This is a genomic window from Streptomyces sp. NPDC032126 (assembly GCF_055580085.1).
The window spans coordinates 72,727-93,408 of record NZ_JBVIMA010000007.1 but is presented as its reverse complement, the minus strand read 5'-3'; the positions used below and the strand labels follow the sequence as shown (position 1 = coordinate 93,408).

19 protein-coding genes and 1 riboswitch are annotated in these 20,682 nt (G+C 71.7%); of the genes, 14 read left to right on the top strand and 5 right to left on the bottom strand.

Translation table 11 applies throughout. The annotated features are described in order from the left end of the window. Nucleotides 1-32 precede the first annotated feature (32 nt). From ACZ5NW_RS25600 to ACZ5NW_RS25590, 3 genes are all read right to left on the bottom strand, one after another. Entirely contained in the window at nt 33-767 is a 735-nt protein-coding gene (locus ACZ5NW_RS25600) for an SDR family oxidoreductase (RefSeq protein ID WP_468746256.1), read from the bottom strand. 90 nt (nt 768-857) lie between these two features. Then, nucleotides 858-1,745: an RNA polymerase sigma-70 factor gene (locus ACZ5NW_RS25595; protein WP_468746255.1), complete on the bottom strand. Its 888-nt coding sequence runs from the start codon at nt 1,743-1,745 to the stop codon at nt 858-860. 130 nt (nt 1,746-1,875) lie between these two features. Then, nucleotides 1,876-4,248 carry a chitinase C-terminal domain-containing protein gene (locus ACZ5NW_RS25590; RefSeq protein WP_468746254.1) on the bottom strand — a complete coding sequence of 791 codons (2,373 nt, stop codon included), beginning with the start codon at nt 4,246-4,248 and terminating at the stop codon, nt 1,876-1,878. Nucleotides 4,249-4,422: 174 nt separating this feature from the next. Next, nucleotides 4,423-4,553, top strand: a riboswitch (FMN riboswitch). A gap of 163 nt (nt 4,554-4,716) precedes the next feature. On the opposite strand from ACZ5NW_RS25590, the gene ACZ5NW_RS25585 reads away from it, so the two are divergent. From ACZ5NW_RS25585 to ACZ5NW_RS25545, 9 genes are all read left to right on the top strand, one after another. Next, nucleotides 4,717-5,322, top strand: a complete 606-nt coding sequence (locus ACZ5NW_RS25585; RefSeq protein ID WP_468746253.1) for a riboflavin synthase — start codon at nt 4,717-4,719, stop codon at nt 5,320-5,322. Then, nucleotides 5,319-5,960, top strand: a complete 642-nt coding sequence (pnuC, locus tag ACZ5NW_RS25580; protein ID WP_468746252.1) for a nicotinamide riboside transporter PnuC — start codon at nt 5,319-5,321, stop codon at nt 5,958-5,960. The genes ACZ5NW_RS25585 and pnuC overlap by 4 nt, the downstream gene beginning before the upstream one ends. After that, nucleotides 5,957-7,381, top strand: a complete 1,425-nt coding sequence (ribA, locus tag ACZ5NW_RS25575) for a GTP cyclohydrolase II (RefSeq protein ID WP_468746251.1) — start codon at nt 5,957-5,959, stop codon at nt 7,379-7,381. Before pnuC ends, ribA begins: the two co-directional genes overlap by 4 nt. 23 nt (nt 7,382-7,404) lie before the next feature. Next, a complete protein-coding gene (gene ribH, locus ACZ5NW_RS25570; protein WP_468746250.1) occupies nt 7,405-7,890 on the top strand; it encodes a 6,7-dimethyl-8-ribityllumazine synthase in 486 nt (161 codons plus the stop codon). Nucleotides 7,891-7,924: 34 nt separating this feature from the next. Beyond that, entirely contained in the window at nt 7,925-8,197 is a 273-nt protein-coding gene (locus tag ACZ5NW_RS25565; RefSeq protein ID WP_031486114.1) for a phosphoribosyl-ATP diphosphatase, read from the top strand. Between the two features lie 44 nt (nt 8,198-8,241). Continuing rightward, the gene (gene hisG / locus ACZ5NW_RS25560; protein ID WP_468746249.1) at nt 8,242-9,090 is read left to right on the top strand and encodes an ATP phosphoribosyltransferase; all 849 of its coding nucleotides are present in this window, start codon (nt 8,242-8,244) and stop codon (nt 9,088-9,090) included. A 13-nt stretch (nt 9,091-9,103) separates the two neighbouring features. Then, on the top strand, nt 9,104-9,556 hold the full coding sequence (locus ACZ5NW_RS25555) for a PH domain-containing protein (RefSeq protein WP_468746248.1): 453 nt from the start codon (nt 9,104-9,106) through the stop codon (nt 9,554-9,556). Nucleotides 9,557-9,793: 237 nt separating this feature from the next. Then, the gene (locus tag ACZ5NW_RS25550) at nt 9,794-11,119 is read left to right on the top strand and encodes a hemolysin family protein (RefSeq protein WP_468746247.1); all 1,326 of its coding nucleotides are present in this window, start codon (nt 9,794-9,796) and stop codon (nt 11,117-11,119) included. Then, nucleotides 11,116-12,201, top strand: a complete 1,086-nt coding sequence (locus ACZ5NW_RS25545; RefSeq protein WP_468746246.1) for a hemolysin family protein — start codon at nt 11,116-11,118, stop codon at nt 12,199-12,201. The genes ACZ5NW_RS25550 and ACZ5NW_RS25545 overlap by 4 nt, the downstream gene beginning before the upstream one ends. Before the next feature lie 78 nt (nt 12,202-12,279). On the opposite strand, the gene ACZ5NW_RS25540 is transcribed toward ACZ5NW_RS25545, so the two are convergent. Beyond that, nucleotides 12,280-14,151, bottom strand: a complete 1,872-nt coding sequence (locus ACZ5NW_RS25540) for an AAA family ATPase (protein WP_468746245.1) — start codon at nt 14,149-14,151, stop codon at nt 12,280-12,282. Between the two features lie 441 nt (nt 14,152-14,592). Further along, nucleotides 14,593-15,213, bottom strand: coding sequence for a uridine kinase family protein (locus ACZ5NW_RS25535; protein WP_468746598.1), 621 nt, complete (start codon nt 15,211-15,213; stop codon nt 14,593-14,595). A 213-nt stretch (nt 15,214-15,426) separates the two neighbouring features. On the opposite strand from ACZ5NW_RS25535, the gene ACZ5NW_RS25530 reads away from it, so the two are divergent. The 5 genes from ACZ5NW_RS25530 (at nt 15,427) to ACZ5NW_RS25510 (ending at nt 20,673) form a co-directional block, all read left to right on the top strand. Beyond that, nucleotides 15,427-16,839: a peptidase C39 family protein gene (locus tag ACZ5NW_RS25530; RefSeq protein ID WP_468746244.1), complete on the top strand. Its 1,413-nt coding sequence runs from the start codon at nt 15,427-15,429 to the stop codon at nt 16,837-16,839. A gap of 57 nt (nt 16,840-16,896) precedes the next feature. Continuing rightward, nucleotides 16,897-17,040 carry an SCO1431 family membrane protein gene (locus tag ACZ5NW_RS25525; protein ID WP_468746243.1) on the top strand — a complete coding sequence of 48 codons (144 nt, stop codon included), beginning with the start codon at nt 16,897-16,899 and terminating at the stop codon, nt 17,038-17,040. Between the two features lie 91 nt (nt 17,041-17,131). Next, nucleotides 17,132-17,791, top strand: coding sequence for a TetR/AcrR family transcriptional regulator (locus ACZ5NW_RS25520; RefSeq protein ID WP_468746242.1), 660 nt, complete (start codon nt 17,132-17,134; stop codon nt 17,789-17,791). A gap of 210 nt (nt 17,792-18,001) precedes the next feature. Further along, nucleotides 18,002-19,174, top strand: coding sequence for an acyl-CoA dehydrogenase family protein (locus tag ACZ5NW_RS25515; RefSeq protein WP_468746241.1), 1,173 nt, complete (start codon nt 18,002-18,004; stop codon nt 19,172-19,174). A 383-nt stretch (nt 19,175-19,557) separates the two neighbouring features. Beyond that, nucleotides 19,558-20,673, top strand: a complete 1,116-nt coding sequence (locus ACZ5NW_RS25510; protein ID WP_468746240.1) for an Rv3169 family protein — start codon at nt 19,558-19,560, stop codon at nt 20,671-20,673. The last annotated feature ends 9 nt before the right edge of the window (nt 20,674-20,682 follow it).

Genomic DNA, 20,682 nt, shown 5'->3' with positions numbered 1-20,682 from the left:
GCCGCCCGGCGGCAAGCCAATAGATCTTCGCCCTAACGCCGGCTCAGATAGTCCTCGAACGTCCCCGTCCCCACCGCCCGTTCCGGAGCGAGGTGGCCGCCGGAGCGGAAGGCGCGGTACGCCGCTCCCCACAGCGGCACGCCCACCACCGCCCGGCGCTTCCCGTTCGCCCGCAGATACGCGCGGGCCAGCGACTCGAACGTACGGACCTCGGGGCCGCCCATGTCCGCCACCCGTCCCATGGGCGCCCCGCCGGCCAGTTCCGCGAGCCGCGCCGCGACCTCGGCGACCTCGATCGGCTGGTCCCGCACCCCCTTCGGCAGCAGCAGCACCGGAAGCCTGGCGAACCCGTGCAGCACGGTGGCCACGAGATCGTGGAACTGCGTGGTCCGCAGCACGGTCCAGCCCAGCCCCGACTCCTCGATCGCCCGCTCCACGGCCAGCTTGGACCGGTAGTAGCCGAAGGGCACCCGGTCGACGCCGACGATCGAGATGTAGACCAGGTGGCGGACCCCCGCCTTCCGCGCGGCCGTGATCAGATGCCCGGCCGCCTGCTCGTCCCCGCCGCGCGGCGAGCTCGCGCAGTGCACGACCGTGTCCACCCCCGCCACGGCGGCGTCCAGGCCGGGCCCGCCCTCGCGCAGGTCGACGGCGTACGGCTCGGCGTGCCGGCTGAGCACCCGCACCTCGTGCCCGTCCGCCCGCAGCCGCTCGGTGACGAGCCGGCCGAGGGTTCCGGTACCGCCGGTCACCAGGATCGTGCTCATGCTGGTCAGCTCCTTCGGATGACGGACGCTCCCCCGTGGAGCGCCCTTCACTCACTGAGACCAGCCGGCCCCCGGGAATGTGACAAGCCGCTACGGCCGGGTCAGCCGGTGCCTCACGAACTCCAGCTTGTCCGGGTTCATCACGGCCCGCACCTGCGTGATCAGACCGTCCCGCAGCTCGAACGCGGCCACCCCGACGAGCGTGTCCCCCGCCCACGCGGCGAGCCCCGCCTCACCGTTGACCTCGACCACGGCGTACTCCAGACCCGCCCCGAACCGCTGCGCGCCGCCCACCAGGAAGCGCATGACCTTCTCCCGCCCCACGATCGGCCGCCGGGCCGCGGAGACCTTGCCGCCGCCGTCGCTCGTCCAGGTCACCCCGGCCGCGAGCAGCTTCTCCAGACCGGCGAGATCGCCGTCGCGGGCCGCCGTGAGGAACGAGCCCACCAGCTCCCGCTGCTCCTCGGGACCGGCCTCGAAACGGGAGCCCGGCTCGCCCACCCGACGCACCGCCCGCCGGTACAGCTGACGGCAGTTGGCCTCGGTGAGGTCCAGCACCTCGGCGATCTCCCGGTGCCCGTAGGCGAACGCCTCCCGCAGCACGTACACCGCCCGCTCGGTCGGCGTGAGCCGCTCCAGCAGGACCAGCAGTGCCATGGACACGGCGTCCCGCTGCTCGGCGGACTCCAGGGGGCCGAGGGTGCCGTCGGAGGTGACGACCGGCTCGGGCAGCCAGGCCCCGACGTACTCCTCGCGGCGCGCCCTGGCGGAGGTCAGCCGGGTGAGGCAGAGGTTGGTGACGGCCTTGGCCAGCCAGGCCGCCGGGTGCTCGATCCGGCCGCGGTCGGCGCCGCTGAAGCGCAGATACACGTCCTGGACGGTGTCCTCGGCCTCCTCGGCCGAGCCCAGCATCCGATAGGCCAGCCCGAACAGCCGGGGCCGGTGCGTCTCGAACTCGTCGGCGGTCGCGGTCGTCATGCCCCCACCCTGCCAGAGGGGACGGCGGGGCAGCGGAGGAGGTCACGGGGCCACGGGGAGCTGGTGGGCTTGGGAGGCCCGGCGGCGGGCAAGGGCCGTCGTCACCGCCGCCGGGCCGGTCGTGCCGGGGTCAGCAGGGCCCGAGGTCCTGCCACACCCCCCATTCACCGGTGGTGCCGGGCTCCTCGCCCTTCGTCCACCACTTCGCCTTCCACGAGTGCCCCTTGTGGGACACCACAGTCCCGCCGACGTACTCGGTCGCGGCGTTCCACGCGGCGGCCGGGCAGGTGCCGGTGGACGGGGAGGCGCTGGCCGAGGGCGACGGGGACGCCGATGCCGACGGTGACGCCGACGCCGAGGGGCTCGGGCTCGATCCCGGGTCCGTCACCGTCGTGCCGCGCGTCAGGTCGCCGGCCAGCGCGTATGTCCTCCCGCCGAACGTCACCGTCCAGTTCGACGGCGTCGACACCGGCAGGTAGTACACGAAGTCCAGCTCCACCGACGCCCCCGGCGCCAGCGTCTGCCAGGTCGGCAGCTTCAGGGACACGCGGTGGTAGTCGCCCTTCAGCCCGCCCACATTGCTTCCGGTGTGGTCGCTACGGATCACCGAAGTGCCCCACCCCGACTGGTCCTTGGCGTTGCCGGGCGCCGAGGTGCCGTAGTCGAACCGGAACTCGGTGCCGCCGGGCAGGGTCACCGAGGTGTTGTTGGTGATCCTCAGCTTGGGGCTGATCGGGTAGTTGGAGTCGCCGAGCGGGAACTGCCCGAAGTCCACGTCGATCTTCAGCGCCTCGATGGGCAGGTCGATCGTGGAGCGCTTCGCGCCGTACGGGGAGGCCGACTTGAACTTCTCGTACATCGCCGAGGTCAGCGTCGAGCCCGGCTCGTACTGTCCCTTGGCCGCGTTCCAGCCGTAGTCGCCGGCCAGCTCCCACACCATCGTGCCGCCGATGCCCTGGGACACGACGTAGTCGGCCTTGGCGTTGACCGACTGCTCGTCCTCCGTGGACAGGAACACCTTCTTCTCGGCGTTCCACAGCCAGGGCGCGACCAGCGTGGCGTCGTACTTGCGGGCGTAGGTGCCGGTCAGCGTGGTGCCGGCGGGGAAGCCGTACCGGGTGACGTAGTCCCCGACGATGCCCTTCTCCAGGTTCTTGGCGTGCCACATCGGGTTCGAACCGGCCGGTGCCTCCTGGCCGTTGGTGCCGAGGTCGTGCCAGAGGTTGTCGATGCCCACGGCGCCGTCGCCGCACTTGGTCAGCCCCGAGCCGGCCGGGCAGGTGGTGGTGGCCGCCTTCCCCCACAGGCCGTCCGTGCCGCCCGTGACGTTCTTGAATCCCCGTGTGTAATAGGGGAGTCCGATGTTGATGCGGCCCGCGGGCATCGAGCCGCGGAAGTAGTGGTAGGCCCAGTCGGTGTTGAGATAGCCGATTCCGCCGTACTGGGACGTGGAATACACGCCCGCGGCGGTGAGTTCGGCGTCTTTTCCGTCGTCGAACAGCGACGCGTTCGGTCCGACGTACTCGTTCCAGGCGCCGTGCAGGTCGTAGGACATGATGTTGACGTAGTCCAGGTACTTCTGCACCTGGAACGTCTCCATGCCGCGCAGGAGATATCCCGAGGAGGGCGCCGCGACCGAGAGCAGATAGTGCTTTCCGTCCGCCGCGCCCGCGCGGTCGAGCTTCTCGCGCAGGGTCTTCATCAGGGCCGCGTAGCTCTTGACCAGGCCGGCCCGGCGGGCGTTGGAGAGGGACCAGTCGAGCGGGTTGCCCGCGTCCTTCATGGTCGTCGGGTACTCGTAGTCGATGTCGACGCCGTTGAAGCCGTACGTCCGGATGAAGGAGACCGCCGAGTCCGCGAAGGTGTCGATGCCGGGCTGGTTGACCGAACCGTCGGCGTTCGTGGCCATCGCGTAGAAGCCGCCCGAGTTCACGCGGGCGCCGGCGTCGTCGACATAGCCGCCGGTCTCGGCCCAGCCGCCCACGGAGATCAGCGTCTTGACGTTCGGGTGCTGTTTCTTGAACTTGTTGAGCAGATTGAAATGGCCCTGGTAGGGGAATTCCGGGTCCATTTCGGCGCCGCTCACCCCCGGCCAGGTCATTCCGGTCGCCGCGTTGGTCGCGCTGTTCGTGCCGACGGAGATCTTGTTGTTCCCGTCGACGTGCGCGAAGGCGTAATTGATGTGGGTGACCTTGTCCCAGGGGATGTCCGAGGCGAGGTACGCGGGCGTGCCGTCCTTGCCGGTGCGCCAGCCGGTGAAGTAGCCGATCACCCGGCGCTGGTGGTCGGCGCCCATCTTCTCCCGGCCCGCCGCGTCGTAGACCGAGCAGTACGGGACGGCGACGCCGGGCGTCGAGTAGAGCCCGTCGGGGCGACAGGACTCCTGGTCGGCTGCGTGGGAGACGGTCGCGGGAAGCCCGGCGAGCAGCAGGCCCGCGAGGGCGGCGACGCCCGCGAACAGGGCGGGTCTCGCGCGGGGACGGTGACGTGAGGGGGACAGCAAAGTCGGTTCCTCTCCACGGAAGTTGGGCAGACCCTAGAGAGGACTAGACCAATGCGTCAATAGGTATGGACCAATCCATGCGTGGGGGTTCTCGCGGTCGGCCTGTGAGCCACCCCACACGATTCACCCGCATGGACGCACAGGGGGCGTGGCACACTGGCCCTGTACCAGAAGCAGCGCACTCCGGGGTCGGTGAAAGTCCGAACCGGCGGTTACAGTCCGCGACCCGGTCGCTTCCAGCGGCCGGTTGACCAGGTGAAATTCCTGGACCGACGGTTAAAGTCCGGATGGGAGGCAGTGCGCGGCGGGCGAGCATATCCGTATGCGCGCCGCCGTATCTGGATTCGTCCGCGTGCGGACGAGTCCCTCATGCGGCGTCGGCAGCGCTCACGGTGTCGCTCACCCGTTCCTCTGTCGTCATCGACAGGCCCCGGAGTCCGTGCCCCAAGAGGCAGGAGGACCCGGGAAGTGTTCACCGGAATCGTCGAAGAGCTGGGCGAGATCACCGCCGTCGAGGACCTCGGCGACGCCTCCCGCTTCCGGCTGCGTGGCCCCGTCGTGACCGAGGGCGCGAAGCACGGCGACTCCATCGCCGTGAACGGCGTCTGCCTCACGGTCGTCGAGCACGAGGGCGACGAGTTCACCGCCGACGTCATGGCGGAGACCCTGAAGCGCTCCAGCCTGGGCGCCCTCGGCGTCGGCTCCCGCGTCAACCTCGAACGGCCCACCGCCGTCGGAGCGCGCCTCGGCGGGCACATCGTCCAGGGCCATGTCGACGGCACCGGCCAGGTGCTGGCGCGTACGCCGTCCGAGAACTGGGAGATCGTGAAGATCTCGCTCCCCGCGGACCTCGCGCGCTATGTCGTCGAGAAGGGCTCCATCACCGTCGACGGCATCAGCCTCACGGTCGTGGAAGCGGGCCCCGACTACTTCACCGTCAGCCTCATCCCCACCACCCTCGACCTGACCACGCTCGGCCTCAAGCAGCCCGGCGACCCGGTCAACCTCGAAGTGGACATCGTCGCCAAGTACGTCGAGCGCCTGCTCGGGAACGGCCAGGGAGCGGGCCGGTGAACTGGCTCAACTCCGAGGCGTTCGTCCTCTTCGACCAGCACATCATCTGGTCGGACATGGTCGGCAACATCCTCGGCCTCATCACGCTCGCCCTCGGCTGGCGCCGCTCCCTGTGGACCTGGCCGGTGCAGTTCCTCTCCGGACTCGTCCTCTTCTCGGCCTTCTACGGCCACCTCGCCGGCAGCGCCGGCAAGCAGGTCGTCGTCATGGTCGTCGCGCTGTACGGCTGGTGGCAGTGGCAGCGCACCAAGGGCCGCTCCGAGGACGGCGTGATCGCGCCCCGCTTCGCCACCTGGCCCGAGCGCGCGGCCATGATCGCGGGCGCCGCGGCCGGCACCGTCGCGGTCGCCCTCCTCTTCAAGGCGTACCCGTCGCTGTCCTGGGACCCCTGGCCCGACGCCTACATCTTCGTCGGCACCATCGTCGCCATGTACGCCCAGGCCCGCCGCATGGTCGAGTTCTGGATGGCCTGGCTCCTCGTCGACGTCGTCGGCGTCCCCCTGAACTTCCACAACGGCTACGCCTTCTCCGGCTTCGTCTACGTCATCTACGGCGCGCTCGTCCTGTGGGGCATGCGCGACTGGTGGCTGCGCTCCCGCAAGAGCTCGCGGCCCGCTCTGGAAGGAGCACCGGCATGACCACGGCATCTGTCCTGGACCGCACCGACGACCTCGACGAGGGCTTCGCGCTCGACCCGGTCGAGCAGGCCGTCGCCGACATCGCGGCGGGCCGCCCGATCGTCGTCGTGGACGACGAGGACCGCGAGAACGAGGGCGACCTCGTCATCGCCGCCGAGAAGATCACCCCCGAGATCGTCGCGTTCATGATGAGCGAATGCCGCGGTCTGATCTGCGCCCCCATGGAGGGCGAGGAGCTGGACCGGCTGCGGCTGCCGCAGATGGTCGCGGACAACACCGAGTCGATGAAGACCGCGTTCACGGTCTCCGTCGACGCCTCCGGCGCCCACGGCGTGACCACCGGCATCTCGGCCGCCGACCGCGCCACCACCCTCCAGCTGCTGGCGAGCGGCGACGCCGAGCCCTCCGACTTCGTCCGCCCGGGCCACATCTTCCCGCTGCGCGCCAGGCCCGGCGGCGTCCTGGTCCGCAACGGCCACACCGAGGCCGCCGTCGACCTCGCCCGCCTCGCGGGGCTGCGCCCGGCCGGCGCCATCGTCGAGATCGCCGGCGAGGACGGCCACATGCTGCGGCTGCCCGAGCTGATCCCCTTCGCCCGCAAGCACGGCCTGACGATCATCTCCATCGAGGACCTGATCACCTACCGCCGCACCATCGAACGCCCGACCCCCGTTCCCCAGGAGGCGGTCGGCGGTGAGCAGGCCGCCGCTCCGGGTGGCCAGGAGCCGGCCGGCGGCGAGCACACCGCCGTACCGGGTGCTCGGGACGCGGTCACCGATGAGCCCGTCGTGCGGCGCGAGGCCGAGGTGCGGTTGCCGACCGGACACGGTGCCTTCACCGCGTACGGCTACCGCGCCACCGCCGACGGCGTCGAGCACGTCGCCCTCGTGCACGGCGAGATCGGCGACGGCGAGGACGTCCTCGTCCGCGTCCACTCCGAATGCCTGACCGGTGACGTCTTCGGCTCCGCGCGCTGCGACTGCGGCCCCCAGCTCGACGCCGCCCTGGAGCGCATCCAGGCCGAGGGCCGGGGCGTCGTCGTCTACCTGCGCGGACACGAGGGCCGCGGCATCGGCCTGCTGTCCAAGCTGCGCGCCTACGAACTCCAGGAGCGGGGCCGCGACACCCTCGACGCCAACCTCGAACTCGGCCTGCCCGCCGACGCCCGCGACTACGGGGCCGGCGCGCGGATCCTGGCCGACCTCGGCGTCCGCAGCGTCCGCCTGATGACCAACAACCCCGACAAGAGCGACGCGCTCCTGCACCACGGCCTCAAGGTCGCCGTGCGCGAGCCGATGCCCGTACAGGCGGGCGAGCACAACCTCCGCTACCTGCGCACCAAGCGGGACCGGATGGGACACGACCTGCCCTGGCTGGACACGGCCCCCGCGGCCGTCCTGTCCACCTGCGACAACCAGTAAGCACTTCGAGGAGACAAGAGAACGTGAGCGGCAAGGGTGCACCGGAACTGTCCGTACGCAATGTCAGCGACATGCGCGTCGCCGTCATCGCGGCACAGTGGCACGAGAAGGTGATGGACGGTCTGGTGGACGGCGCCCTGCGCGCCCTGCACGAGCTGGGGATCGACGAGCCGACCCTGCTGCGGGTCCCCGGCAGCTGGGAGCTCCCCGTCGCCGCCAAGGTCCTCGCGGGCCGCGGCTACGACGCGGTGGTCGCCCTCGGTGTCGTCATCCGCGGCGGAACCCCCCACTTCGACTACGTGTGCCAGGGCGTCACCCAGGGCCTCACCCAGGTCTCCGTCGAGACCGGCGTCCCGGTGGGCTTCGGCCTGCTGACCTGCGACACCGAGGAGCAGGCCCTGGACCGGGCGGGCCTGGACGGCTCCAACGAGGACAAGGGCCACGAGGCGGTGACGGCGGCGGTGGCGACCGCGGCCACCCTCCGCTCAGTATCTGAACCCTGGCACTAGGCCGGCCGGCGCAACGGCTAGGGTGGGCCTCACCATGTCCAAGAAGACGTTCGAGGAGCTCTTCACCGAGCTCCAGCACAAGGCCGCCAACGGCGATCCCGCCACCTCCCGCACCGCCGAACTGGTCGGCAAGGGCGTCCATGCCATCGGCAAGAAGGTCGTCGAGGAGGCCGCCGAGGTCTGGATGGCCGCAGAGTACGAGGGCAAGGAGGCGGCCGCCGAGGAGATCTCGCAGCTGCTGTACCACGTCCAGGTGATGATGGTCGCCCGCGGGATCTCCCTGGACGACGTGTACGCCCACCTGTAAGCCACCGCCGCACCCACCCCATCAGAGCAAAGGAAGCCGACCTCATGCTGCGCATCGCCGTCCCCAACAAGGGTTCCCTCTCAGGCCCTGCGGCGGAGATGCTGCATGAGGCCGGCTACCAGCAGCGCCGCGAGTCCAAGGAACTGCGCATCGTCGACCCGGAGAACGAGGTCGAGTTCTTCTACCTCCGCCCCCGCGACATCGCGATCTACGTCTCCTCCGGTCGCCTCGACATCGGCATCACCGGACGCGACCTGCTGATCGACTCCGGCGCGAGCGCCGAGGAGATCCTCCCGCTGGGCTTCGCCCGCTCCACCTTCCGCTTCGCCGCCAAGCCGGGCACCGCGAACGGCATCGAGGACCTGAAGGGCAAGACGGTCGCCACCTCCTACGAGGGCATCGTCGCCGGGCACCTCGCCGACAGCGGCGTCGACGCCTCCGTCGTCCACCTCGACGGCGCCGTCGAGACCGCCATCGAGCTGGGCGTCGCCGAGGTCATCGCCGACGTCGTCGAGACCGGCACCTCCCTGCGCAACGCGGGCCTGGAGGTCTTCGGCGAGCCGATCATGAAGTCCGAGGCGATCGTCGTCCGCCGCACCGGCGCGGACGCCGAGGACCCCAAGGTCCAGCAGTTCCTGCGCCGCCTCCAGGGCGTCCTGGTCGCCCGCACCTACGTGATGATGGACTACGACTGCCGCGTCGAGCAGTTGGAGAAGGCCGTCGCCCTCACCCCGGGCCTGGAGTCGCCCACCGTCTCCCCGCTGCACAACGAGGGCTGGGTCGCCGTGCGCGCCATGGTCCCCGCCAAGGAGGCCCAGCGGATCATGGACGACCTGTACGCCATCGGAGCGCGGGCCATCCTGACCACGGCCATCCACGCCTGCCGCCTGTAGGGGGGACGCTGCGATGCCCGAGCTTCCCGCCCTGCCCGTGACCTTCCGGCCGGGCCGCACCCGCGCCGTCCTGCTCACCGCCGCCGTCGCGATCTTCGTCGTCATCACGGTGATCGCGCTGCTGCTGGAGCTGGGACCGGGGGAGCGGCTCAGCTTCGTCGTCACCGCCGCTCTCCTGGCCGGCGTGCTCGCCCTGCTGGCCCGGGTGAGGGTCGTCGCCGACGAGAGCGGCGTCACCGTGGTGAACATCGCGAGCCGCCGGCGCATGGACTGGGCCGAGATCCTCCGGGTCAATCTGCGCCCCGGCGACCCCTGGGTCTTCCTCGACCTCAGTGACGGCACCAGCCTGCCCGCGCTCGGCATCCAGCCGGGCATCGCCAAGGCCCGCGCCATCGAGGACGCCCGCACCCTGCGCAGCCTCGTCGAGGCCCGCTCCATCCGTGATCCGGAGCAGCACCAGGGCTGAATTCGGGGACGTCTCGGGGGCCTCTCAGGGACGTCTCGGGGCGTCCACCCTGCCGCACGGGCGGGTGTCTTGATTAATCTGGTGGCGGAGGTGTTCCCCTGCGCCTCCGCCCCTGCTGTGCCGTGCCCGGTCGCAGGGGTTCCTGCTACCCGAGGAGTGACCCCCTCCAGCAATGGACGGATCGTCCTGTAGTACCTGCGCCGCCCCCTCCCGTCCCCGTACGGAGGCGGCGGCATCATGACCATCCCCCTGCTGCTGCTCGCGGCCGCTTTCCTGCTCATCCTCGCCAACGGCTTCTTCGTGGCGGCCGAGTTCGGTCTCGTCACGGTGGAACGCCCCGACGCCGAGAAGGCCGCCGCCGACGGCGACAAGCGCGCCCGTACGGTCGTGGAGTCGCTGAAGGAGCTGTCCTTCCAGCTCTCCGGCACCCAGCTCGGCATCACCATCACCTCGCTCGTCGTCGGCATGCTCGCCGAGCCCGCGCTCGCTCAGCTGCTGCACACCCCGTTCACCGCGATCGGCATCCCCGAGGGCGCCGTCTCCGGTGTCGCGGTCGTCGTCGGCATGCTGCTCGCCTCCGCGGTCCAGATGGTCGTCGGTGAACTCGTGCCCAAGAACTGGGCGGTGTCCAAGCCGCTTCAGGTCGCGCGTTTCGTCGCCGGCCCGCAGCACGCCTTCTCCCGGCTCTTCCGGCCGGTGATCGCCGCCCTGAACACCGTCGCCAACCGGCTGGTGCGCGCCCTCGGCGTCGAGCCCGCCGAGGAGCTGGCCTCCGCCCGCACGCCGGGCGAACTGGTCTCGCTGGCCCGCCACTCCGCGCAGGCCGGCGCCCTGGAGCAGGACACGGCCGACCTGTTCGTCCGCACCCTGTCCCTCGCCGAGCTGACCGCGCAGCACGTGATGACCCCGAGGGTGAGGGTGAGCGCGCTGCAGTCGTCGGCGACCGCCGAGGACGTGGTCAACCTGACCCGGGCCACCGGCCTGTCCCGATTCCCCGTCTACCGAGAGAAGATCGACGAGGTCGTCGGCATGGTCCACCTCAAGGACGCCCTGGCCGTCCCCGTCCACGACCGGCTGCGCACCCCGGTCGGCCGCATCGCCCGCCCGGCCCTGCTGGTGCCCGAGACGCTCCCGGTCCAGCCGCTGCTGGCCCGGCTGCGCAGCGAGCAGCCCATCGCCGTCGTCGTCGACGAGTACGGCGGTACGGCGGGCGTGGTCACCCTGGAGGACATCGTCGAGGAGATCGTCGGCGAGGTCCGTGACGAGCACGACGGCCATGACGTGCCCGAACTCGCCGCCGCCCCGCCCGAGGACGGCCGGCCCGCGTGGGACGTCGACGGCAGCTGCCGCGTCGACACCCTCCAGCGCATAGGACTGGAGGTCCCCGAGGGGCCGTACGAGACGGTGGCCGGACTCGTCGCTGATCTGCTCGGCCGCATCCCCGCCGTCGGCGACCGGGCCGAACTGCCCGGCTGGCGGCTGTCCGTGCGCCAGGTCGGCCACTACCGCGCCGAGCGGGTCCGCCTGGTGCGCACCGGCCAGGTCGTGGAGGTCGCCCGATGAGCGTCCTCCAACTCCTCTTCGCCGCCCTGTTGGTGCTCGCCAACGGCTTCTTCGTGGGCGCCGAGTTCGCGCTCGTCTCCGTGCGCCGCAGCCAGATCGAACCGCTGGGCACGGCACGCGCCCGCCAGGTGCTGCACGGTCTGGAGCGGCTGCCCCAGATGATGGCCGCCGCCCAGTTCGGCATCACCGTCTGCTCGCTGACCCTGGGCGCGGTCGCCGAGCCGACCGTGGCGCATCTGCTGGAGCCGGTGTTCGAGTCGATCCATCTGCCGCACGGCATGATCCACCCCCTCGGCTATGTGATCGCGCTCGCGGCGGTGGTCTTCTTCCACCTGGTGATCGGCGAGATGGTCCCCAAGAACCTCGCCATGGCCGCCCCGGAGAAGGCCGCGCTGTGGCTCAGCCCCGGCCTGGTCTGGTTCGCCCGTCTGTGCCGGCCGATCACCGTGGCGCTCGGCGCCTGCGCCCGGGGCATCCTGCGGCTCTTCCGGGTCGAGCCCAAGGACGAGATCGAGGCGGTCGTCACCAGCGAGCAGCTCAACCGGCTGCTGGAGGACTCCGGTCAGGCGGGCCTGCTCGACCCCGAGGAGCAGGAGCGCCTGGAGGACGCCCTGGAGCTGGGCTCGCGCCCGGTCACGGACGTGCTCCTCAGGCGCGAGGCGCTGGTGACGGTGCCGCCGTCGGTGACCCCGGGCCAGATCGTCGAGCTCACCGCCCGCACCGGGTACTCACGCTTCCCGATCGCGACGGAGAAGGGCGCCTTCATGGGGTATCTGCACGTGAAGGACGTCCTCGACCTGGAGGACTCCGAGCGTGCGGTGCCGCAGCAGGTGTGGCGTCCCATGACGACCCTGCGGTCGGAGCTGCCGCTGGACGACGCGTTGACGGTGATGCGGCGGGCGGCGACGCACCTGGCCCAGGTGGCCGACGCGAGCGGGCGGGTGCTGGGGCTGGTCGCGCTGGAGGACGTGCTGGAGCTGCTGGTCGGCGAGGTCACCGACCCCGCACACCGGGACGCCCCGGCGGTACGGCTGACGGAGCCGCGCGCCAGTGGGGAGCCGGAGGAGGCGATGGCTTCCTAGGCTGCCTGGTCGGCCGCGGGTGCGTGGGGGACTGGTCGCGCAGTTCTCCACGCCCCCAGGGGGTCTGCGTGCGACCTCCTAGAAAGTCGACGGATCCTGCGGTCCCCTGCCCGACAGCACTTCTCCGTACGCCTGCATCAGGTCCGGGAGGCGCAGCGTGGCCAGGTCCTCCCGTGTCAGCATTCCGGGGTACGTCGACAGCCGCAGGTCCCGGTACGCGCAGCTCTTCTCGTACAGGGTCCGCAGGAACCGTCCGTTGCCCAGTTCATCGATCCAGCCCTGGTCGACCACGTGCCCGGCGATCGAGCGCAGCTCGTCCAGTGCCTCCTCGTCCCACAGGTCACCGTTCTCCGCGGCGAGCACCTTGCCGATCTCGGTGAGTTCCAGGGGCCGGTAGGAGGGGAAGTCGACGCGCGTCGTGAAGCGGGAGGAGAGGCCGGGGTTGGCGGTCAGCAGCCGGTCCATGCCCTCGGGGTAGCCGGCCAGGATCACCACCAGGTGGTCCCGGTTGTCCTCGGCCCGCTTCAGCAGCACCTGCAGGGCCTCGTCGCCGTACGCGTCGCCCTTGCCGTATCCCGAGTTGGACAGCGAGTACGCCTCGTCGACGAAGAGGACGCCTCCGAGGGCGGAGTCGATGAGCTCGTTGGCCTTCACGGCCGTCTGTCCGAGGTATTCGCCGACGAGGTCGGCCCGCTGGGCCTCCACGAGGTGGTCGCCGCCGAGCAGTCCGAGGGCGTAGAAGACGCGGCCGAGGATGCGGGCCACGGTGGTCTTGCCGGTGCCGGAGGGTCCGGAGAAGACGAAGTGTCGTTTGGGCGGCTGGACCGGAAGTCCCTGCCCGGCCCGCAACCGGGCCATGTTCAGCTGTGCGGAGAGGGCCTTGACCTGCCGTTTCACCGGTTCCAGGCCCACCATGCGCTCCAGTTCGGCGAGCGCCTCCTCGAGTAAGACGGGGTCGGTGGGCCCGGAGGGGAGCGACGGCGACGGTACCGCGGTCTTGTGCCGTGCGGCCGGGTCGATCACCGACGGCAGCGGTCCGACGGGCGGCAGATCGGACGGTTCGCCGAGCTTGAGGTCCCGACCCTCGGTGCCGAACAGCGGGTCCAGCGCGTCGGGCCCGTCCACGCTGTCCTGTCCGATGCCGGTGAGCGTGATCGCCGCGAGGTCGGCCGGATCGTCCTCGTACCCGTCGCCCTCGGCGATCGCGGCGAGCCGGGCCGAGGTGTCCATGAAGGCGGGGTCGACGCGGTGCACGGCCCGGTACAGGGGGAGCGCGGCGGCGGACCGGCCGGTCCCCTCGTGGGCCCGCGCCAGCCAGTACCGCAGCTCCTTGCGCTGCGGCTGTTCGCTGCGGCAGCGCATCAGGGCCGTGGACAGCAGCGGTTCGGCCTGGCCGTACATCTCCAGCCGGACCCGGGCCATCCCGCCGAACAGGCCGGCCTCGATGCCGAGCAGCTGATCGTCGAGCAGCGGGTCGGTGTGCCGGACCAGCTGCTCCCAGTCCTTGACCAGATAGGCGCGGCAGGCGTGCAGGAAGCGGACCTGGTGATCGGTGTCCACCGGCGGGAGTCCGGCGAGCGCCCGGTCCAGCTCCGGGACGTGGCGGCCGTCGAGCCAGTGGGAGGCGTGCGCGAGCAGCAGATCGCGGGGGCTCTCCAGCACCGGCTGCACCCACCAGCCCAGCCAGTACCAGGAGTTGAGGGTCCGGCGGTGCCGGGAGCGCTGTTCGCCGAAGCGGTCGCGGTGCCGGAACATGCGCAGCAGCGCGGTGGTGGTGTCCACCCGCAGCGCGTGCAGCCCGAGCCAGCCGTCGGCCATCCCCGGGTCGATCCGCACCGCGGTGCGGAACTCCTCCTCCGCCTGTGGATAGGCGCCCATGGTGTAGGCGTCCACGCCTCGCAGCCAGGCGAGGTCGGCCGGGGCCTCGGGGCCCCGCGTGCCGAAGTCCATCACGTCCCCCACAAACCGTGCCCCCGTCGGATGGCCGAGGGGCCGTCGCCCGCCGGCTGCCAGAAACGAACCGCTGTGCCGCGGACCGGAGTTGCGACGAGCGCGAAGCAGCCGTCCGTAGGTCGCACCGAGGGCATCGTACCCGCGGGGGCGGTGCCCGCCGTAGGGTGCCGCACCGGCCGTTTGGCGAGGTGGGAGCAGAGGGGGCGCATCGCGCGTGGTGACCGAGGGTGAGCGAATCGCGCCATCTCGCGTCCGGATCAAGGTCCGTGGGCGGTCTGCGGGCAGAACGAAGCCCCCGATCACGGGGGAACAACCGGGGGCTTCGCGTCCTGGGGCGGCTTCGATTGCCGCACATTGAGAACGTAAGTCCTGTACGGGCCACCGGTCAAGCGGAGTTGAGGCACTCGGGAAACTTCTTCCGCAAGGGTCTTCACACGTTCACCACATCGCGGGTGGTCCCTCACCGTGCGTGATATCGGGGTCAGTACCACGGGCCGCGGCAGGCCCCGGAAGCACCTGATATCCCCGCTTCAACTGCCGCACCAAGGAGTCGGCGTACGGCCGAGAGGGATCATCCGCGAAGTGCCGGCGCTCCGCCTCGACCCAGCCGTCCCAGAACTCCCGCTGCTCCTCTCCGTCCCGCGCCCTGCCCCGCGCCCAGGACTCCTCCGGCGGCAGCTCCATCCACAGCAGATGCGCCAGGTGCGGGCGCAGCTCCCGGCGGCCCGCGCCGACGCCCTCGACGAGGACGACGGGCGCCGGCGGCAGCGGGCGGGGCGGACCGAAGCGGCGGGCGCGCCAGTCGTAGGGGGTGTAGTGCGCGGTCGCCCCGTGGCCGAGGGGTTCGATCACCTGCGTCCGCAGCCGCCCGGTCCAGCTGAACAGCTCGTCGTGGCTGGCCAGGTCGTCGAGGTGCAGCACCGGCGCGCCGCCCAGAGCGGCGGCCAACTGTCCGGCGAACGTGGACTTTCCGGACCCGGCGTGCCCGTCGACGCCGATCAGACGGACCGGTCCGCAGGACGGGGGCAGCCGGCGGAGCCGGGCGGCGAGCTGGTCGATGGCCGTTCCTGGGGGACGTACGGGCGGGTGCGGCGCGCCAGTCTACGGCCTGGCCGTCATCATCCCCGGTGGTGCCACTGGAGCAGACCAATATTGGTGGGCGCGGCACGGGCGGAGGTGCTGGCTGCGCGGGCCGCCCGCGGTCCATAGTGGGCGCGAGCCGTGCACCGGAACCGCCCGCCTCCGACGACACGACCTGGGGGTCATCCGCCCATGAGCAGAGCCGAACAGACGCAGCCGTCCCGCCGTACGGTCCTGACCGCCGCCATGGTCGCGGCGGTGGTCGGGACCGCCGACTCCACGGTCGCGTCGGCAGCCGACGCGACCGGCGTCGGGCCGGACGGCGGCAGAGGCGTCGGGCCGACCAGGGGGAGAGGCTCGGACTCCGCCCCGGCCCGCCCCGTCGACTACCGCTCCTGGACGACGTACACCGAATGGCGTGGCGGCACCGCCGAGGGCACCCGGCCCGTCGCGGGCGTCAGGCCAGGTCTGGAGATCGGCACCCCCCGCGGCACCGTCGACTACACCGACCCGCACACCGGCACCACCGCCGCCTGGGAGTACGCGACCTGGACCTCCCCCGTCCACCGGCTCGCCGTCCCCTCGACGGAGGCGATCGCCTCCTGGAACGCGCACACCCCCGACGGCACCTGGCTCCAGGTCGAGCTGAGCGGGGCGTACTCGGACGGCGGCGCCACCCCCTGGTACGTGATGGGCCGCTGGGCGGCCGGCGATCGGGACATCAAGCGCACCTCCGTCGACGGCCAGAAGGACGGCCGGAGCGCCATCTGGACGGACACCTTCTCGATCGACGACCCCTCGACCGGCCTGCGCCTGGTGTCGTACCGGCTGCGCCTGACCCTGTACCGCCGGCCCGGCACGGCGCTCACCCCCACCGTCTGGCGGCTGGGCGCGATGGGCAGCGACGTCCCCGACCGCTTCACGGTCCCGGCCTCCCCGCCCGGCCTCGCGCGCGAGCTGGCCGTGCCCCGCTACTCGCAGGAGATCCACCGGGGCCAGTACCCGGAGTACGACAACGGCGGCGAGGCCTGGTGCAGCCCCACGTCCTCCCAGATGATCATCGAGTACTGGGGCGGCCGGCTCAGCCAGGAGCAGCTGGCCTGGGTCGACCCGGCGTACGCCGATCCGCAGGTGTGTCACGCGGCCCGGTACACCTACGACCACCAGTACGCGGGCTGCGGGAACTGGCCCTTCAACGCGGCCTACGCGGCGACCTTCGAGGGGCTGCAGGGCGTGGTCACCCGGCTCGCCTCCCTCACCGACCTGGAGACGCTGATCGCGGCCGGGATCCCGGCCATGACCTCCCAGTCCTTTCTGAAGGAGGAGCTGACGGGCGCGGGCTACGGCACCGCCGGGCATCTGATGACCGTGATCGGCTTCACCGCCGACGGCGACGTCATCGCCAACGACCCGAACTCGGCCAGCGACGCGGCGGTGCGGAGGGTGTACCGGAGGCGGGAGTTCGAGAACGTCTGGCTGCGAACCAAGCGGTACAACGCGAGCGGCAAGGTCGTCTCGGGCACCGGCGGGGTCTGCTATCTGTACTTCCCGGCGCGGCCGACCCCCGCCCAGCGCGCGGCCCTCGCGGCGGTGGGGGTGTGCTGACCGGCCTGTGAGCAAGCTCTCGGCCGCGCATGACGCGGAGGGTGGCAAGGTGGACGAATGACCGCACACTCCGCCACCGCCGCCCGCGTCCGCACCGGGGGCCCCAGGGACGACGACGGCCCCGCGCTCCTGGAACACGTGATGGGCTGGACCCTGGTCGTGGTGGTCGCGATGCTCGTGACGCAGCTGGGGCTGCTGTAGCGATCGAGTCAGTCGTGACGGGCGTGATCCGACCCATACATGACCTGACATACTGCGGATGTCCCGCCGACCGTTGAGACCAGGGTCGAAATTGAATATCAGGCACCAGCGCGACGCCGTGCGTCCCCAGGCGCGCGGTACCGAGCGCTCAGTGGCGCGGCGCGCCGAACTCATCGCCATCGGGCGGAGGTTGTTCGCCGACACGTCCTACGACGCGCTCTCGATGGACGACATCGCCAAACAGGCGCATGTCGCCAAAGGACTGATCTACTACTACTTCCAGTCCAAGCGCGGCTACTACCTGGCGATCATCCAGGACTCGGTCGCCGACCTGGTCTCCTTCGCCGCGAGCGGCCTCGAACTGACGCAGGTCGACCGGGTGCACCGCACCATCGACAGCTATCTGCGCTACGCCGAGCACAACCAGGCCGCCTACCGCACGATCGTCAGCGGCGGGGTCGGCTTCGACACCGAGGTGCACGCCATCCGGGACGGTGTGCGCGAGGCGATCGTCGCCACCATCGCCGACGGCGCGTACGGCCGGACGGACATCGCCCCGCTGGCCCGGATGGCCCTGGTGGCCTGGGTGTGCAGCGTGGAGGGCGCCACCCTCGACTGGATCGACCGCGCCGAACTCTCCCGCGACACCATGTGCGAGCTGCTGGTGAAGACCCTGGGCGGCTCGATGCGCGCCATCGAGGAACTCGACCCCGCTTACCCGGCGCCGAAGCCGGCCCGCCGGGAGGACTGAGCAACCGCACGCGGGGCGGAGGCTCGTGGACCCCGGTCGTACGTCCCCGCCGCCGGGCCGGTCGCCGTGCCGCCGGGTCCGGTCCGCCGGGAGCGTGCGCGGGCCGGGTGGGGAGCGGTGTGCGGGCCGGGCGCAGGCCGTGCGGGGAGCGCTGTGCGGGGGCATACTCACAGCGCGCGGCCGCTGGTCGGCCCGGGAGGAGGTGCCGCCATGTCCGACCGTGCGTCTTTGCCGGTGGACCGCCCCCTGCCCTCGGACGAGGCCCGGGAGCTGATCGCGTTGGTCCGTGACATCGCCCGGCGTGAGATCGTCCCGGCCGCCGCCGAGGAGGAGGACGCGGGCCGCTTCCCGCGCGCCCTGTTCACCCTGTTGTCGGAGGCGGGTCTGCTGGGACTGCCGTACGACTCCGCGTACGGCGGCGGCGACCAGCCGTACGAGGTCTATCTCCAGGTCCTGGAGGAACTCGCCGCCGCCCGGCTCACCGTCGGCCTCGGCGTCAGCGTGCACACCCTCGCGTCCTACGCGCTCGCCGCCCACGGCAGCGAGGAGCAGCGGGCCCGGCACCTGCCGGCCATGCTCGGCGGCGGACTGCTCGGCGCCTACTGCCTGTCCGAGCCCTCCGCCGGCTCGGACGCGGCCGCCCTGCGCACCCGGGCGGTGCGCGAGGGCGACGACTGGGTGCTCGACGGCACCAAGGCGTGGACCACCCACGGCGGCATCGCCGACTTCTACACGGTCATGGCTCGCACCGGCGACGAGGGACCGCACGGGATCACGGCCTTCCTGGTGCCCGGGGACACCCCCGGTCTGACCGCCGCGCCGCCCGAGCGGAAGATGGGCCTGAAGGGCTCGCCCACCGCGCAGATCCACCTCGACGGCGTACGGGTCCCCGACACCCGGCGGCTCGGCGCGCAGGGCCAGGGCTTCTCCATCGCCCTGTCCGCCCTCGACTCCGGCCGGCTCGGCATCGCCGCCTGCGCCGTCGGCCTGGCCCGGGCGGCCCTCGGCGAGGCCGTCGCGTACGCCACCGAGCGGCGCCAGTTCGGGCGGCCCGTCGCCGACTTCCAGGGCCTGCGCTTCCTGCTCGCCGACATGGCCACCCAGATCGAGGCGGGCCGCGCGCTGTATCTGGCGGCCGCGCGCCTGAAGGACGCCGGGCGGCCGTTCGCTCCGCAGGCCGCCATGGCGAAGCTGCACTGCACCGACACCGCGATGCGGGTCACCGCCGACGCCGTCCAGGTGCTCGGCGGCTACGGCATCACCACGGACTTCCCCGTCGAGCGCTATCTGCGCGAGGCCAAGGTGCTGCAGATCGTCGAGGGCACGAACCAGATCCAGCGGATGGTCATCGCCCGTCATCTGCTGGGGCCGGAGAGCCGCTGAACTGCCCCGGCCGCACCACCGGGGCCGCCAGCCGGACCCACTCCGGGTCGTGCCGGCCCGGCAGGGTGCGGCCCCGGTCGGCCCAGGTGCGCAGGAGGGCGCTGTAGATCGGCGGGTCCGGCGGCGGCGACGGCCTGTGCGGAACCGATTCTGCGGGGAGGGGGACGGAGACGGGAACAGGAATGAGCAGCTGGCGGTGACGCCCGGTCGCGGAATAGGTGGGGGTCATACCCAGGCAACGCGCAGGGCTCCGGACAGGTCACCGGCGCACGCGGTCGAGCGTGAGTTCGCGTTGTGCCCCGGCGCGCGGTCCGGCCCGCGCGTCTGGCCGTGTAGCCACAACTGACGTACCGTCAATTCACTTGGTCCCAGGGAGGGATGGCATGGCCGACGACCGTCCGGTGCCGCTCGACGAGTACCCCGTGCACCAGGTGCCCCTGTCCATGCGGCACGTCGCCACCGGGGACCGCAACGCCTACGACCGCTGCATCTTCCACGTCCTCGACCACCACGGCCGCGCCCTGCTGATCACCGGGCTCGGGGTGTACCCCAACCTCGGCGTGATCGACGCCTACGCCACCCTGCGCCTCGGCGACACCCTGCACGCCGTCCGCGCCTCCGACGCCCTCGGCGACGACCGCATGCGCCTGGAGACCGGCCCGCTGCGCATCACCGTCGAACGGCCGCTGCGCGACTTCGTGCTCAGCTGCGCGGCGGACCCGGCCGACCCGGACGGCCTGTCGTACGAGATCCACTGGTCGGCGGACTTCCCGGCGCTCTGGGAGCCCCACCACCAGCAGCGGCGCGGCGGGCGGCTCACCCTGGACGGCACACGGTTCGTGCAGGCCGGGCGGTGCGTCGGCTGGATCCGGGTCGGCGGCCGGGAGATCCGGCTGCGGGCCGGCGAGTGGACCGGCACCCGCGACCGCAGCTGGGGCGTGCGCCCGATCCCCGGCGAGGACGGCGGGCGGCTCGCCGAGGACCATCCGACCGAGGGCTTCCACTGGATCTGGTGCCCGGTCCGCTTCGAGGACCGCTTCCTGATGGTGATCGTCCAGGAGGACGCCGACGGCCACCGCTCGCTCAACGACGCCACGCTGGTCCGCCCGGGCCGTCGGGACCGCCAACTCGGCTGGCCCCAGGCCGAGATCACCTACGCACCCGGCACCCGGCGCCCGGAACGCGCCGTCGTCCACCTCGGCGACCTCCGCAAACCGCTGGAGCTGGAGGCCGAGATCCTCACCTCCTCCCCGCTGGCGATCGGCGCGGGCTATCCGCCGGCCGACGACTGGCAGCACGGCACGTGGCGGGGGCGCGGCTGGACCGACCGCAAGACCTACGACCTGGGCGCGCCGCACCCTCTCGCCGCCTACGGCGTCACCGATCACGCGGCCCGCTTCCGCCTCGACGGCCAGATCGGCTACGGCGTCTTCGAGCACGGCTCGTTCGGCAGGCACGACCCGAGCGGCTTCACCGGTTTCGACTCGGTGGCCTCCTAGGGGAGTCGA

What these genes read in the sequence shown, in the direction of transcription:
- ACZ5NW_RS25530 (WP_468746244.1), top strand. Translation starts at nt 15,427, where the DNA reads ATGAGCAGAGCCGAACAGACGCAGCCGTCCCGCCGTACGGTCCTGACC.
- ACZ5NW_RS25515 (WP_468746241.1), top strand. Translation starts at nt 18,002, where the DNA reads ATGTCCGACCGTGCGTCTTTGCCGGTGGACCGCCCCCTGCCCTCGGAC.
- ACZ5NW_RS25545 (WP_468746246.1), top strand. Translation starts at nt 11,116, where the DNA reads ATGAGCGTCCTCCAACTCCTCTTCGCCGCCCTGTTGGTGCTCGCCAAC.
- ACZ5NW_RS25565 (WP_031486114.1), top strand. Translation starts at nt 7,925, where the DNA reads ATGTCCAAGAAGACGTTCGAGGAGCTCTTCACCGAGCTCCAGCACAAG.
- ribA (WP_468746251.1), top strand. Translation starts at nt 5,957, where the DNA reads ATGACCACGGCATCTGTCCTGGACCGCACCGACGACCTCGACGAGGGC.
- ACZ5NW_RS25525 (WP_468746243.1), top strand. Translation starts at nt 16,897, where the DNA reads ATGACCGCACACTCCGCCACCGCCGCCCGCGTCCGCACCGGGGGCCCC.
- ACZ5NW_RS25595 (WP_468746255.1), bottom strand. Translation starts at nt 1,745, where the DNA reads ATGACGACCGCGACCGCCGACGAGTTCGAGACGCACCGGCCCCGGCTG.
- ACZ5NW_RS25555 (WP_468746248.1), top strand. Translation starts at nt 9,104, where the DNA reads ATGCCCGAGCTTCCCGCCCTGCCCGTGACCTTCCGGCCGGGCCGCACC.
- ACZ5NW_RS25600 (WP_468746256.1), bottom strand. Translation starts at nt 767, where the DNA reads ATGAGCACGATCCTGGTGACCGGCGGTACCGGAACCCTCGGCCGGCTC.
- ACZ5NW_RS25550 (WP_468746247.1), top strand. Translation starts at nt 9,794, where the DNA reads ATGACCATCCCCCTGCTGCTGCTCGCGGCCGCTTTCCTGCTCATCCTC.
- ACZ5NW_RS25510 (WP_468746240.1), top strand. Translation starts at nt 19,558, where the DNA reads ATGGCCGACGACCGTCCGGTGCCGCTCGACGAGTACCCCGTGCACCAG.
- ACZ5NW_RS25540 (WP_468746245.1), bottom strand. Translation starts at nt 14,151, where the DNA reads ATGGACTTCGGCACGCGGGGCCCCGAGGCCCCGGCCGACCTCGCCTGG.
- hisG (WP_468746249.1), top strand. Translation starts at nt 8,242, where the DNA reads ATGCTGCGCATCGCCGTCCCCAACAAGGGTTCCCTCTCAGGCCCTGCG.